Below are 14619 nucleotides of genomic sequence, written 5' to 3' on the forward strand. Positions count from 1 at the left end.
GTCACCGGATGTGATGGGGCATCATCGGGCATCACCGGCTGTCACTGGGCAGCGCCGCGCCGCGCCGACGCGCTCAGGCAGCGCGCCGATCTCACCGTCAGCGTTCTCGCACGTCCCGTCTTTCCTTCCCCCGTCGGCTTCTTCGACCTCAATAATGAACATCTGAATTGATGCAAATGGGAATCATTTGTGTTAATTCGATTTTTTCATTATGCTGTTCTCCTCTACGAAACCATGATTGCGAGGGGAACGGCCCATGAAGGCAAAGACGATCGGCAAACTGGCGCGACTGACGGTGCTCGGCTCGACGCTGGCGGCGGCATTTGGCGCACAGGCGGACAACGGCGTGCTGAACTTGTATTCGGCGCGTCACTATCAGACCGACGAACAGCTTTACGGCACGTTCACGAAGCAAACGGGTATCAAGATCAATCGCATCGAAGCCGATGACGCCGCACTGCTTGAGCGTCTGAAGAGCGAAGGGGCGAAGAGCCCGGCCGACGTCATCCTGATGGTCGATGCGGCGCGTCTGGCAAAGGCTGACGAAGCCGGCCTGTTCCAGCCGACCAAGTCGGCCACGCTCGACTCCCGTATTCCCGCCAAATTGCACGCCGCCAACACGAAGGCAGGCACCGACTGGTATGGCTTCTCCACGCGCGCTCGCGTGATCGTCTACAACAAGGACAAGGTCGATCCGAAAACGGTTCAGACTTACGCGTCGCTCGCCGAGCCGTCGCACAAGGGACAGGTGTGCACGCGCTCGGGCTCGCATCCGTACATGCTCTCGCTGGTTGGGGCGCTGATCGCGCGCGATGGCGCGCCGGCCACGCAGAAGTGGGCCGAAGGCATGGTGGCGAACTTCGCGCGTGCGCCGCGCGGTGGCGATACCGACCAGATCAAGGCCGTGGCGACTGGCGAGTGCGGCGTGGCGCTGGCCAACTCGTACTACTACGTGCGCATGGCGCGCTCGGACAAGCCGGAAGACAAGGCGCTGATGTCGAAGGTCGGCTTCATCTGGCCGGATCAGGCGGGCAAGGGAACGCACGTGAACGTGGCGGGCGCCGGCATCGCCAAACATGCGCCGAACCATGCCAACGCGGTCAAGTTCCTGGAGTACCTGGCGAGCGACGAAGCGCAGCAATACTTCGCCAACGGCAACAACGAATGGCCCGCCGTGCCGACGACCAAGCTGGACAACCCGGCGCTCACGTCGCTGGGCGAGTTCAAGGCGGAGGACGTCTCCATCGGCACCATTGCCAAGAACCTGCCGGAAGCGCAGCGCATTCTCGACCGCGCGGGCTACAAATAAGTCGGTGCAAGGCGAAGGCCGCGGATGACCTTCGTGGCGCTGAGAAAAGACGAAGGGCGCCGGAATGGTGAAGTGACCCCGCAAAGTTGGACGGGTATGTTATGCCGCTAAGGGCTGGGTTCTGTACTGCACGGGACTCAGCCCTTTTAGCTTGAGCTTGATGCGATCGTGGTTGTAATAACGGATGTACTCGGAAATCGCTCGGCGTAGTTGATCAACGCTGTCAAAATGCGCCAGGCGAAAGCACTCGGATTTGAGCGTGCCGAAAAAGCTCTCCATGGCGGCATTATCCAGACAATTGCCTTTGCGAGACATGCTCTGTGAGATGCCCCGTGCGGCAAGCCGTTCGCGATATGCCCGCATTTGATAAGCCCAGCCCTGGTCGGAATGAAGCATTGGCGCTTGGCCCTCGGCCAAACGCACAAAGGCCTTGTCCAGCATGCCTTGGATGAGTGCAAAATCAGGCCGCTCACTGGTCTGCCAAGCTACGATCTCGCCGTTGTAGAGATCTAAAACCGGGGACAAATATAGCTTCTTACCGTCAACGTTGAATTCCGTGACATCCGTCACCCATTTCTCGTTGGGTCGTTTGGCCTCGAATTGACGAGCCAGTAGATTCGGCGCGATACGCCCGATCTCTCCCCGATAGGAGCGGTACTTCTTAGGGCGCACAAGCGACTTGAGCCGCAGTAGTGCCATCAAGCGTTGCACCGTCTTGTGATTCACGGAAGTACCGTCCTGGCGCAGCGCGGCTGTCACGCGGCGGTAGCCGTAGCGACCCTTGTGGTACGCAAAGACCTGCGCGATCTTCGCCTTGAGCTCGCTATGACGATCTCCGGCCTTAGCCACCGTCATCTGGTAATAGAACGTGCTACGCGCTAAGCCAGCAATCTTTAACAGTGCCCCGAGCGGGTGACGCTCACGCAATGTGCTCACCGCTTGCGCTTTTTCTTTGGCGCTGTCTGCTCCTTGGCCCGGAGCAGTTCGTCCAACTTTTTTAGGTACGCCACCTCCGCGCGCAGGTATTCGATTTCTTTGAGCAGGTCTTCACGCGCACGCTCGTCGCCGGGCGTCGTCGGCTGGGGTGGCTGTTTGGGTTGGGACATCTTGGGTGGCCGGCCTTTACGGCGAGGCTTGAGAGCTTCGAAACCACCCTCATGATACTGGCGCTCCCAACGGCTGACACTATTGCCTTCGCGTAAATCGAACACCGCGCATGTCCGCTGGTACGACAGCTCGTGATGCCACATGTGCTGGAGCACCGACATCTTGAACTCGGCACTATAGGTTTCGTGCTTCTTGCGAAGCCCTGCGTCGCCATGCTCACGATAAGCATTCACCCAACGCCGTAGCACCGTACAACCAACACCGTACTTCTGGCTTACATGCCGGCTGCCACGCCCACCGTCTAGATATTCACGAACTGCACGGCGCTTGAACGCCTCGTCGTACTTCGTCATGCAAAAACCCCCAAGGGTTGGATTTATGTCCAACTCTTGGGGGGCAGTTCATGGATCCGGCGCCCTTTGGCGTTTACAACACCGATGCCGGTAGCGCAGTCGGCGGCGATGTTCCGTCGTGGCGTGTGCGGCGAGCGCGTCGGATTGGCGATACGTCAATCGTCAAGCAGGTCGCCTTCCTCGCCCGGTTGATACATGTGGTAGTCGCCAGTGGCATAGACACCCTTGAAGGCGGTGGCGGATGCGCCGTCGTCGTTTTCGATGGGATGCGTCTCGGCGATGCGCAGCGATTCGCGTACTTGCGGCGGCTCGCATTCGGCGATCAGGCGCAGCGCTTCTTCTTCGTTCTCGGCGACGACATCGTACGTGGTAACGAATTCGGGGGCGGGGCCGTCCGGATCTTCGTCTTCCAATGGCTCATACCATTGGCCCTCCACGATCAGATGCATGGCGCGCGCGGTTTCCGACTGCTCATCACGCGCGGCGCGCAGCGCCCACAGGGCGGCATCGCTCCACTTGTAGTGCTGCACGGCTTCCAGCGCCGTGGTCATGGCTTTGGCGTTGTCGCCCGTTTGCTTGTAGGCGTGCGAGAGTTCGGCGAGCACGTCGGCCATCGAGACGTTGCTGCCTTCTTCGTCGTGTTCCTGCTTTGCCAGCGCCTCGTAAGTAGCAATGGCGGCCTTCGGCTCGCCCTGTGCAACGAAGAGATGCATGCGCAGCGCGATGGCGTTCTCGATGAAGGCGCGCCCGGCTTGCGCGAGGTGCGGGCTTTCGAACGTACGGTCGAGCTGGGTCTGTGCCGCAGCGAAATTTCCCTGTCGCGCGAGGGCGTTGGCGTGATTGAAATCGACGATGACGAGGTCTTCGTCAGGCGCGCAGTTCGCGGCAGCCTCGTAGGCTTCGATGGCGGCGGGAAAGCGTCCCAGATCGGAGCGGTAGTTGCCGAGCAACTGCCAAAGCAGCCAGACGCCGGGGGCATGGGCGACGCCGGCTTCGAGCACGGCGATGGCCTGCTCGACGTCGTCCAGGTCGGCGTAGGCCATCGCCTGAACCTCATAGGCGCCCGAGTACTGCATCGACTCCAGCCGTTTGCCGATTTCCAGGGCCGTTTCGGGATCGCCGGCTTCCAGGTGGGCGAAGGCTTCCGCCATCAATTCGTCTTTCTCGGACATTGCAATTTCTCCTTCGGGAACCGCTTTGGGGGAAGGCGTACCGGTGGCTGCGTCGGGGGTGACCGTATAGCGCGCTGCCGCGGCCGGTAACGTCCCATCATATAACAGGCATCGTGACAATCGGCGTCGCGCACGGCGGGGTGCGGTGCGCGCGACATGGCTGGCGACGCTGATTGGACGGGGGGAGGGCTGGGCCTCGGATGAGGCGCAATGAAAAAGCCGCGACGGGCTGTCGCGGCTTTTTCTCGTGATGCGTGGGGGGGCGATCGGTAAGATCAGCCGCCGCGGCGCATCAGGTCGAAGAACTCGGCGTTGTTCTTCGTCTGCTTGATCTTGCCAAGCAGGAATTCCATGGCTTCGGCCTCGTCCATATCGTAGATGAGCTTGCGCAGCACCCAGATCTTCTGGAGGATTTCCGGCTTGATGAGCAACTCTTCGCGGCGCGTGCCCGACTTGTTCAGGTTGATCGACGGATAGACGCGCTTTTCCGCGAGGCGACGCTCCAGGTGCACTTCCATGTTGCCCGTGCCCTTGAATTCTTCGTAGATCACGTCGTCCATGCGGCTGCCGGTTTCGATCAGCGCCGTAGCGATGATCGTGAGCGAGCCGCCTTCTTCGACGTTACGCGCCGCACCGAAGAAACGCTTCGGACGTTGCAGGGCGTTGGCGTCGACCCCGCCGGTGAGCACTTTGCCCGATGCCGGGATCACGGTGTTGTAGGCGCGGGCCAGACGCGTGATCGAGTCGAGCAGAATGACCACGTCTTCCTTCATTTCGATCAGGCGCTTGGCCTTCTCGATCACCATTTCCGCGACCTGAACGTGACGCGTTGCCGGTTCGTCGAACGTCGACGCGATGACTTCGCCGCGCACCGAGCGCTGCATTTCCGTCACTTCTTCCGGACGCTCGTCGATGAGCAGCACGAAGAGCTTGGCTTCCGGGTGGTTGGCCGTGATGGCGTGCGCAATGTGCTGCAACATCACCGTCTTGCCGGACTTGGGCGAGGCGACCAGCAGACCGCGCTGGCCCTTGCCGATCGGGGCGATCATGTCGATGATGCGGCCCGTCACGTTTTCTTCGCCGCGAATGTCGCGCTCGAGCAGCAGCGGCTTGTTCGGGTGCAGCGGCGTGAGGTTCTCGAACATGATCTTATGTTTCGAGGCCTCGGGCGGGTGACCGTTGACTTTGTCGACCTTCACCAGCGCGAAATAACGCTCGCCGTCCTTCGGCGTACGCACTTCCCCTTCGATCGTGTCGCCGGTATGCAGGTTGAAGCGGCGGATCTGCGACGGGCTGATATAGATGTCGTCCGTGCTGGCCAGATACGACGTTTCAGGCGAGCGCAGGAAACCGAAGCCGTCCGGCAGCACTTCGAGCGTACCGTCGCCAAAGATGGTTTCGCCGGACTTTGCGCGCTTCTTCAGAATGGCGAACATCAGCTCCTGCTTGCGAAGACGGTTGGCGTTCTCGATTTCGAGACCGTTCGCCATTTCTAGCAGCTCGGAGACGTGCTGGGACTTTAGTTCGGATAAATGCATACGGAGGTGCCGTCCGCTGGACGACAAGTGAAGGATCAGGGAAAAGTGAGCGAACGCTCGAAGAACTTTGGGGTGCTTTTGGGCGGATTATATAGCAAGCAGCGTCATGCGCAAGCACTGCGCTGCCTGCCCGGCGCCGGGGTGTCGCACTGTGGCGACAAAGGCCCCGGCACTTTGCCTCGACGATGGCTTACAGATTGCCGTCGAGGAACGAGGTCAGTTGCGACTTCGACAGGGCGCCGACCTTCTGGGCAGCCACTGCACCGTTCTTGAACAGAATCAGGGTCGGAATGCCGCGAATGCCGAACTTGGCCGGCACTTGCTGGTTTTCGTCCACATTGATCTTGGCGATCTGCACCTTGTCGCCGTACTCCTTCGAGACTTCGTCGAGGATCGGGGCGATCATCTTGCAGGGGCCGCACCATTCCGCCCAGAAGTCGAGCAGCACGGGCTTGTCGGATTGCAGAACGTCCGCATCGAAGCTGGCGTCGGAGATGTACTTGATAGATTCGCTCATGAGTATTGTTGCCTCGTCTGACTATTCGGAAACGTCCGATGAAAATGGCGCCATACGCCGTTTGCTTTCACCGACGCTGGAGATGTCACCCAGCATTCCCGGGCGTGCATTCTCCATATGGAGGCTGCAATCGCGCGCTTCAATAGCCCTCGCCAATGCAGTTTGTGCTCATCTTAGCGGAATTTACCAATGCTTGCCTGAGGCAACCTCAAGTACGGCGGCGCACCCATAAACAGCGAGCGGGCACGACTTCGGGCCGTGCCTAGGAACCGTCCGTCGGTTCAGTCCTTGAAATGCTCAATGAGTTTTGTCAGTTCCTCACGATCCGGGGGGGGCAAAATGTGGCTATGTTTTCATTCCTCTTGAAGTGCGCGTCGTCGCTTATGTCGATAATGCGGCTCATAGGAGGTACCTCGTCGCAAACTCTGGAAAATGGGAAAGCCGTCTTCTGAAACGACGGTCTTCGGTGGCAATGGATGTTGGCTCACTCGCTCTTGTGACGCTCGATGAGTTCCGTCAGCGCCTCGCCATTTGGCTCCGAGAACTCGGCCACCTTTTCGTTCTGCACATAGAACACGAACGTGGGCGTACAGCAGATGCGGTGGGCGCGCGCGGTCTCTTCGCAACGCTCTATGTCGATCTTGAGGAACTGCACGCTATCTGGGAACTTATTCGTGACATTGACGAATTCTTGGGCAAACAATTGGCACGATTTAGACCACGGCGTATAGAAATATGCCACCTGCAATGTACTGAACTCGGAAAGGCAAGCCTCGAAGTGTTTGTGATTCTGGATGGCGGTGACGTTATTCATAGTGAGATTGCCTCGTCTCAAATTTCGGAAAATCGGGAAGCCGCGTCCTGGAACGACGGCGTTCATGGCAACGGAGATTCCGTCCGACGGTCCGGGACTATCTCCGGTAGGCTGCCGGCGAGGCGCGTGGCTCGGCCTCTCCAAACAGCGCAATTTCATGCTAGACGCAATGCCGTTGCGTTTGCTCCCATCCAGCGGCTCATGGGAAAAGGGCTGCCCTCGAGGTGCGGCGAGCCGGAATTTGGCGCGATGGTCTTCTGTTGGCGCGTCGACTCTGGTAGAATCTTTTTCTGACGGGCCTCCTCGCATGGTGGCGCGGCCAATCTGGTCAGGTCGGGAACGAAGCAGCCACAGCCGTTTTCTACCAGTGCCGAGGGTCAGGCTCGTCACCTACCTCCTTGTTTTATCGATGTTCTCGCGCGTTCTGCGCAAATCTCTCACTGCTTGAAACGTTGTTGCATCACCCCCATGTCGGTGGGCGCGATGACATTGGCATCTTGCGTTCTGGCGTTTTGGCCATCGGGAACGCCATCTCCGCACGCGCCTCGCGTGGGGCAGGCGGGCTTGGTAGAATCGCGCAACATTTTTTCCTATCGCATCGATAGCCAGCCGAATCCGGCAGGAAATTGATGCCCGGTCGACGCCTGATCGGGCGTTGACATCGGTGCGGAAGCCCAACGCCGAACTGTTACAATTTGGCATGACCTATCAAGTACTCGCGCGCAAATGGCGCCCCAAAGGCTTCTCGACCCTGGTGGGCCAGGAGCATGTCGTGCGTGCGTTGACGCACGCGCTCGAGCAACAGCGCCTGCATCACGCCTACCTGTTTACTGGCACGCGTGGCGTTGGCAAGACGACGCTTTCGCGCATTCTGGCCAAGGCGCTCAATTGCGAGACGGGGATTACCGCCGAGCCCTGCGGGGTTTGCAAGGCCTGCCGTGCCATCGACGAAGGGCGCTTCGTCGACTACGTCGAGATGGACGCGGCGTCGAACCGGGGCGTCGACGAAATGACGTCGCTGCTCGAGAAGGCGGTCTACGCGCCGGCCGATGCGCGCTTCAAGGTCTATATGATCGACGAAGTGCACATGCTCACGGGCCACGCGTTCAACGCCATGCTCAAGACGCTCGAAGAGCCGCCCGCACACGTCAAGTTCATTCTCGCGACGACCGACCCGCAGAAAATTCCGGTGACCGTGCTTTCGCGCTGCCTGCAATTCAATCTGAAGCAGATGCCGGCCGGACATATCGTCTCGCACCTCACGAACATTCTCGGCGACGAAGGCATCGAAAACGAACCGCAGGCGCTGCGTCTGCTCGCGAAGGCGGCGGGCGGCAGCATGCGCGACGCGCTCTCGCTCACCGATCAGGCGATCGCGTATGCCGCCGGACCGCTGACCGAGACGGCCGTACGCGGCATGCTGGGCGCGATCGATCAAAGCGTGCTCGTGCGTTTGCTCGACGCGCTCAAGGACGAGTCGCGCACCGACCTGCTGGCCATTGCCGACGAAATGGCCGAGCGCAGCTTCTCGTTCGCCGCCGGGCTGCAGGATCTTGGCAGCCTGCTGCACAAGATCGCACTGGCGCAGTACGCACCGCAGGCAGTGTCCGACGACTGGCCGGAGGCGGCGGACGTTCGACGTCTGGCCGACGCGCTCTCGCCCGAAGCGGTCCAGCTCTATTACCAGATCGCTACGCGTGCGCGCGGTGAACTCGGCCTCGCGCCGGACGAATACACCGGCTTTTCGATGGCGCTCCTGCGCATGGCGGCATTCACGCCGTTGCTCGCGGGCGGAACGCTCGCCGAGCCGCCGACGCCGCAGGCCGCACGCAGTACGGCTGGGGGGGCGGGCGGCACAACGGCTGCGTCGCCGTCGCGTGCGCCGATGGCAGATGCGGCGCCGCGCGCAGCGTCCTCGTTCTCCACACCATCGGCGCCGTCTGCACCATCTGCACCCTCGGCACCGGCCGCTCAACCCGAAGCACGCCGCGCGCCCGCTGCCCGCAGCAGCGCACCGACCGACGGCGCACCGATGTCCCCGGCACGTGCAGCGCTCGCTGCCCTCAACGCCGGACGCAAAGGAACGGCGGGCGCGGCGGGTCGCGCCGGTGGGGCGGCGAGCGCCACTCGCGGCAGCACCGCACGCGCGTCGGACGAAGCGCCGGCCGGCGCGGATCCGGAGCCCGAGCCTGCCGGATCTGCGCCCGCGCTTGGTGCATCCGTCCCCGTCGAGCCGCCGCGCGCCTGCGTCTATCGCGAAGCCGACGGCGTCGCGCCAGTGTTCACCGGCGAATGGCCTGCACTAGCGGCCGAACTCCCGGCTCGCGGCCTGGCGCAGCAACTGGCATTCCAGAGCGAGCTGACGGAAGTGGCGGGACGCGCGCTGCACTTGCGCGTGCCCCTTCGCCAGTTGGCAGACGCCGCGACGGCCGACAAACTGCGGCAGGTGCTTTCCGAGCACTTCGGCACCGATGTGCAGTTGCACGTCGAACTGGGGCAGGTCGGCACGACCGCGGCGTCGCTCGCCGCGCAAGCGGCCGCAGCCCGCCAGCGCGCCGCAGAGCAAGCGATTGCCAACGACCCCGTCATGCGCGAATTGATCGACGAATTCGACGCCCAGATCCTTCCGGGAAGCATTCGCCCGGTACAATAAGCAAGTTCGCTTTCGTAAATGGACCCGGATTTTCGAATTCGGCACCCAAACATGCGTTTAGCATGCGCCCGGCGTGCGTTCGGCCGACGACGATCGTCAGGCTTGCCGTATGCCCCGTTACGCAACGCGACTAGCACCCCACACGTTTGACACAGGAGTCATGATGCTGAAAGGAAATATCGCGGGTCTGATGAAACAGGCTCAGCAAATGCAGGAAAACATGAAGAAGGCGCAGGAACAGCTGGCTCAGATCGAAGTCGAGGGTCAGTCGGGCGCCGGTCTCGTGAAAGTTGTGATGACCTGCAAGAACGACGTGCGTCGCGTGAGCATCGATCCGAGCCTGCTGGCCGATGACAAGGATATGCTCGAAGACCTCGTGGCTGCCGCGTTCAACGACGCCGTGCGCAAGGCGGAAGCCACCGCGCAGGAAAAGATGGGCGGCCTGACCGCCGGTCTGCCGCTGCCGCCGGGCTTCAAGATGCCGTTCTGAGCATCCCCGCCCAGATCTCATCAGAACGACGACGCATGCCCCAGCCCCAGCTCTCGAGCTTGCAGGAACTCGTCGACGCCCTGCGCGCATTGCCGGGCGTCGGTCCGAAGTCCGCACAACGCATCGCTTACCACCTGCTTCAGCGCGACCGCAAGGGCGCCGTGCGGCTGGGCGAGGCGCTGGTGCATGCCGCCGAGCAGATTCGCCATTGCGCGCGCTGCAACACCTTTTCCGAAGTGGAAATCTGCGAGACGTGCCTCGATCCCGAGCGCGACACGAGCCTGCTATGCGTGGTGGAGACGCCCGCCGATCAGAATATGCTCGAGCAGACGATGACCTTCAAGGGCCTTTATTTCGTCCTCATGGGGCACCTTTCGCCGCTCGATGGCGTGGGCCCGGGCGAAATCCATTTCGAGCAGTTGATCCGCCGCGCCACTGACGGCGTGGTCAAGGAAGTCGTGCTCGCGACGAACTTCACCAACGAAGGCGAGGCCACGGCGCACTACATCGGACAGACGCTCAAGGCGCGCGGTTTGCGCGTGAGCCGGCTCGCGCGAGGCGTGCCGGTGGGGGGCGAACTGGAGTATGTGGACGCTGGCACCATCGCCCGAGCCGTGCTCGATAGACATACGCTCTGAGCATGACGCGCGCATGACGACGGTCTCCTCTGCGCGTAGGTACTGGTACTCTCATCCAATCGGATTAGCTGTTATTCGCTATATCTGCGCATATCCCCGTCTTCTAGACTGAACCTGCCGACTTGGGTACCCACCGACACGGGGGAACACCATAACGCCCAGGCGGCGTGGGGCCGTATACCTGTCGCGCAGAACCGGTCATCGACCAAAAAAACTGCGTGCAGGCACTGCTTAGGCAGGGAGTTAAGGTATGGCTAACGATACCGGGCGCACCCTGATTTACGCTTCCCGAAAACACAACGACGGTTTGCTGTCGTTCTTGGGAGAGCAAGGCTGGCAAGTGGTGCCGGCCAAGAGCGCCAGCGACGTGGGTCGCATTCTCAATCCGGGGATTACCAGCGCAGCACTCATCGACCTGGCAAGCGGTTACAGCGACCGCGAGATGGGCGCATTCGAGTCCTGCATGCAGCCCGCAACGGTAGGCTGGGTCGCCGCAACAACCCCCGAACAACTCACGACGACGTCGATCCGTCGGCTCATCCGCGACTATTGCTTCGACTACGTCAATGTCCCTTGCACCAACGATCAGCTCGCGCATTCGATCGGGCACGCATGGGGTATGGCGTCGCTCTCGGAGGTCCCCATCATCACGCCGCAAGTCGGCGGCGATCAGGAGATGGTCGGTACGTGCGAGGCGATGCAGCAGCTTTTTCGCACCATTCGCAAAGTCGCCAACACCGACGCGCCCGTGTTCATCTCGGGCGAATCTGGCACCGGCAAGGAACTGAGCGCCGTAGCGATTCACGAGCGCTCCTTGCGAGCGAAGGGGCCGTTCGTCGCCATCAACTGCGGCGCGATTCCGCCACATCTGATGCAGTCCGAATTATTCGGCTACGAACGTGGTGCTTTCACGGGGGCCAACGCCCGCAAGATCGGTCGCGTCGAGTCCGCCAACGGCGGCACGCTCTTCCTCGACGAAATCGGCGACCTGCCCATCGAGAGCCAGGCGAGCCTGCTGCGCTTTCTGCAGCAGGGCGCCATCGAGCGCCTGGGCGGCCATGAAGTGATTCCGGTCAACGTGCGCATCATTTCCGCCACGCACGTCGATCTGGAAACCGCGGTGAAAGAGGGCCGGTTCCGCATGGACCTGTTTCATCGCCTGTGCGTATTGCGCGTGGACGAACCGCCGCTGCGCGCACGCGGTCAGGACATCGAAATCCTCGCGCATCATGTGCTGCAACGCTTCAAGGGCGACAACCATCGCAAGATCCGCGGTTTCACGCAGTGTGCGGTCCAGGCGATGTACGAGTATCACTGGCCGGGCAACGTGCGCGAGCTGATCAACCGTGTGCGCCGCGCTATCGTGATGGCCGACAGCCGCATGATCTCGGCCAAGGATCTCGATCTGCTTCCATGGGTGCCGACGCTGGTGCGCACGCTGGAGGAAATTCGCGCGGAGGCCGAACGAACGGCCATCGAGCAGGCGTTGCTGCGCCACTGTCACCGTCTCACGGACGTGGCCGCAGAGTTGGGTATTTCGCGCATCACGCTGTACCGCCTCATGTGCCGGTACGGACTGCGCGGTGACGAATCGGGCGTGCCGGCCTGATATCTTCTGGCGAAGAGAGGGCGACCGTCCTGCGATGAGCAGGGCGGTCGTTTCTTTTTGGGGTCCTGAGGATTGCGAAAGATCGAGAATCGAATGCGCCAGCGTCGCGCTCGGCGGCAGGGAAAAATCTCACCGAAAGTGTCATCTCGCTGACCTGTTTTCGCCCTCGTTTTCCCATATCCACGTGTTTCGCGAATTCTGCCATCGCCAATAACGACGGGCGATTTCGGCCATTTTGTTGACGTGTGTGGACGCCTGCTTTTCGTACGCAATGCGTTGTCTCGACTTTCGAAGCATTCCCTCATCGCATACGCCGAGGGTTCACCCGCGGCCACATCAAAGATGAAACATCCGGAGCGCGCAACGCCGTCCGCGCAAATTTCCAGGCACGTGACGGCTGCGTGTCATTTTCGTCCGATGCGCGCAATGTGCCGCATTTCTGTCACGCGAAACCCTTGTAAACCGGGCGTTTGCCGCACGCGTCTCGGCTCACGCCGATATCGTTCGCAGTTCGGAATGTTTTCGCAATGCGTGGATGAAATGACGTCGGGGGGCGAGCACCCCGCACGTATCAATGCTGAAACGTTTTCGACCCCCCGCCCGGGCGTGCTCACCGCGCGAAAAAATTAACGCCAATGTTTTCAATCACTTAAGGCGGGTGGCACGGAAGTCGCTTTATTGGTCCGGGCAAGGAGGGCAAAGCGATGCGAATTCTTACCACCGAAATGCAGTACCGCGTACGACAAGGCGCAGGCGCTCTGAGCGCAGTCATCGTCGTAACACTCGGACTGTGTGCCGCTCCGGCACAGGCGCAGGACCTCTCGCGCTCGCCGTTCATGCAGGTGGCGATGCTCACCGGCTCGATGGTGCCGGCATCGTTCAAGACGCCCACGTTGTCGGCGGCGCCCATCTCCGATGCCGACGTTGCCCCCGTGGCGGCAACTCCGGTGGCGGACACTGCATCGACTGCAGCGGCTACCGACGAGATCGCCGAGAACGGTGACAGCCAGACCATCGGCGCCTCGGGAATGCCGCTTGCCGCAGCCCGTATCGATGACGAACAACTTGGGAGCCAGCGCGGGCGCAATCTTCAGGGCGCCGCGATGGTCAAGTCGCCTGGCATGGCGCTCGCCAATGGCGTGACCTTGTGGGACGAGCTGCCTGGCGGCATTACGCCGACGCCGCGTCCGCAACAAGTGTCGTACGGCGTGGGCAACGTCCAGGTGACGCGTGTGACCTACACCACGCGGTGAACGACATGACCCAACTCACTTTTACGCCGACAGCCTTGATCACGATGCTCGTGGCGATGACGCCGGCAATGCTGCCCGGCCACGCGAAGGCCGAACCGGCCACGCCGGGCGATCTGGTGATCGAGCGCAACATCGGCCCGCAGATTGCCTATCGCGGCTTGCCTCGCGAACAGAATCCGATCGGCATCGCCGTCCCGGCGTTCCCGACCGGACCTTTCAATACGGCGATGGGCGCAGTGAGTCAGGTCACGGATAACGAACTCACCGGTCGCGCCAACGCGGGGCTCATCACGAGTTCCGTGCAGTCGGGCATCAATCCGGTCATGGGCGTGCTCGTCGGCAATGCGCGCGGCGGCAACGGTCTGAATACGACCAACGGCGTCGGCGGTGGCTTCGGCGCCGGCTCGGGCGGCGGTGGCGGTATCGGCAGCATTGGCACGCTGGTGCCGTCCGTCATCAGCTCGGCGCTCGCGCCGCTCACCAGCATCGGTGCAGCAGGAGCCGCGAAATGAGCGCCCATCGCAACGCAAGGCGCGTCATCGCGCTGACGGCCACCACGGCGTTTGCCGCGATTGCCGGCGCCTCGCAAGCCCAGGATGTTTGGATCGTGAACGGTGAGCTCGCCGGCACCCACGCCACCATCGAAAACGGCGTCGCCGTGGGCGTGTCGGGAGCGCTGGGGGTGAATCAGGCCGCCGGCGTGAATAACGTGCAGGCCAACAGCGCGGTCGTCGCCAACGGCGGCGGACTCACGACCGGTGCGACGAGCACGAATCAACAGGCGTTCGTTGCGACGACGACGGGCGCGGCAAGCGCCGTAATTCAGGGCAACGCATTTTCGGGCACCTCGGGGCTGATGCAAATCAACCAGACGAGCGGTGCCGGCAATCTTCAACGCAACGCGACCGTCATTGTGAGTGGCGATGCGTCTGGAGTGGCGAGCGTATCGGATACGGCACTATCCGCTGCGATCTCCAAGGGTGGCCCGGCTGGCCACAACAACCTCAACGATCAGTTCCGCACGGCATCGATTTCGAGCGATGCCTTCCGCGGGGCGAGCGGTGTGTTGCAAGTGAACCAGTCGGCTGGGATAGGCAATGTAACCGCAAATGTTTTTGTGCTCCGTCCCCCGGCGGGCACATCTTTTTAACTGGGTAACTCTCTCG

General features: G+C 61.7%; 13 protein-coding genes and 1 other RNA gene. 9 read left to right on the top strand and 5 right to left on the bottom strand.

Going from position 1 to position 14619, the window contains the following annotated elements; all coding sequences use genetic code 11:
* Window positions 1–256 precede the first annotated feature (256 nt).
* A complete protein-coding gene (locus UC34_RS09615; protein ID WP_044455363.1) occupies window positions 257–1309 on the top strand; it encodes a Fe(3+) ABC transporter substrate-binding protein in 1053 nt (350 codons plus the stop codon).
* A 99-nt stretch (window positions 1310–1408) separates the two neighbouring features.
* Here UC34_RS09615 and UC34_RS25365 read toward each other — a convergent pair.
* The 5 genes from UC34_RS25365 to UC34_RS09645 form a co-directional block, all read right to left on the bottom strand.
* Window positions 1409–2769, bottom strand: a protein-coding gene (locus UC34_RS25365; protein WP_157123117.1) for an IS3 family transposase whose coding sequence is annotated in 2 segments (ribosomal slippage) — window positions 1409–2295 and window positions 2295–2769 — 1362 coding nt in all. Because the reading frame shifts where the segments join, the coding sequence is not laid out codon by codon here.
* A gap of 155 nt (window positions 2770–2924) precedes the next feature.
* Window positions 2925–3941 (bottom strand): tetratricopeptide repeat protein, encoded by a 1017-nt coding sequence (locus tag UC34_RS09630; protein WP_044455366.1) that lies wholly within the window; start codon window positions 3939–3941, stop codon window positions 2925–2927.
* 275 nt (window positions 3942–4216) lie between these two features.
* A complete protein-coding gene (gene rho, locus UC34_RS09635) occupies window positions 4217–5479 on the bottom strand; it encodes a transcription termination factor Rho (RefSeq protein ID WP_039399112.1) in 1263 nt (420 codons plus the stop codon).
* A 190-nt stretch (window positions 5480–5669) separates the two neighbouring features.
* Window positions 5670–5996 (bottom strand): thioredoxin TrxA, encoded by a 327-nt coding sequence (gene trxA / locus UC34_RS09640; RefSeq protein WP_044455367.1) that lies wholly within the window; start codon window positions 5994–5996, stop codon window positions 5670–5672.
* 484 nt (window positions 5997–6480) lie between these two features.
* A complete protein-coding gene (locus UC34_RS09645; protein ID WP_044455368.1) occupies window positions 6481–6810 on the bottom strand; it encodes a thioredoxin family protein in 330 nt (109 codons plus the stop codon).
* A 292-nt stretch (window positions 6811–7102) separates the two neighbouring features.
* On the opposite strand from UC34_RS09645, the gene ffs reads away from it, so the two are divergent.
* The 8 genes from ffs to UC34_RS09685 all read left to right on the top strand — a co-directional run bounded on the left by ffs (window position 7103) and on the right by UC34_RS09685 (window position 14603).
* Window positions 7103–7201: signal recognition particle sRNA small type (ffs, locus tag UC34_RS09650), an RNA gene on the top strand.
* 309 nt (window positions 7202–7510) lie between these two features.
* Window positions 7511–9463: a DNA polymerase III subunit gamma/tau gene (gene dnaX, locus UC34_RS09655; RefSeq protein WP_044457963.1), complete on the top strand. Its 1953-nt coding sequence runs from the start codon at window positions 7511–7513 to the stop codon at window positions 9461–9463.
* 163 nt (window positions 9464–9626) lie between these two features.
* Window positions 9627–9953, top strand: coding sequence for a YbaB/EbfC family nucleoid-associated protein (locus UC34_RS09660; RefSeq protein ID WP_044457964.1), 327 nt, complete (start codon window positions 9627–9629; stop codon window positions 9951–9953).
* Window positions 9954–9988: 35 nt separating this feature from the next.
* Window positions 9989–10591, top strand: coding sequence for a recombination mediator RecR (recR, locus tag UC34_RS09665; protein ID WP_044455369.1), 603 nt, complete (start codon window positions 9989–9991; stop codon window positions 10589–10591).
* Window positions 10592–10841: 250 nt separating this feature from the next.
* A complete protein-coding gene (locus UC34_RS09670) occupies window positions 10842–12200 on the top strand; it encodes a sigma-54 dependent transcriptional regulator (protein WP_044455370.1) in 1359 nt (452 codons plus the stop codon).
* Between the two features lie 704 nt (window positions 12201–12904).
* Complete coding sequence (locus tag UC34_RS09675) at window positions 12905–13453, top strand: hypothetical protein (RefSeq protein WP_044455371.1); 549 nt, start codon at window positions 12905–12907, stop codon at window positions 13451–13453.
* A gap of 5 nt (window positions 13454–13458) precedes the next feature.
* Complete coding sequence (locus UC34_RS09680) at window positions 13459–13965, top strand: hypothetical protein (protein WP_157123119.1); 507 nt, start codon at window positions 13459–13461, stop codon at window positions 13963–13965.
* Window positions 13962–14603 carry a hypothetical protein gene (locus tag UC34_RS09685; RefSeq protein WP_044455372.1) on the top strand — a complete coding sequence of 214 codons (642 nt, stop codon included), beginning with the start codon at window positions 13962–13964 and terminating at the stop codon, window positions 14601–14603. Before UC34_RS09680 ends, UC34_RS09685 begins: the two co-directional genes overlap by 4 nt.
* Window positions 14604–14619 lie beyond the last annotated feature (16 nt).

The sequence above is a fragment of the Pandoraea vervacti genome (genome assembly GCF_000934605.2).
In the GTDB taxonomy this organism is placed as follows: domain Bacteria; phylum Pseudomonadota; class Gammaproteobacteria; order Burkholderiales; family Burkholderiaceae; genus Pandoraea; species Pandoraea vervacti.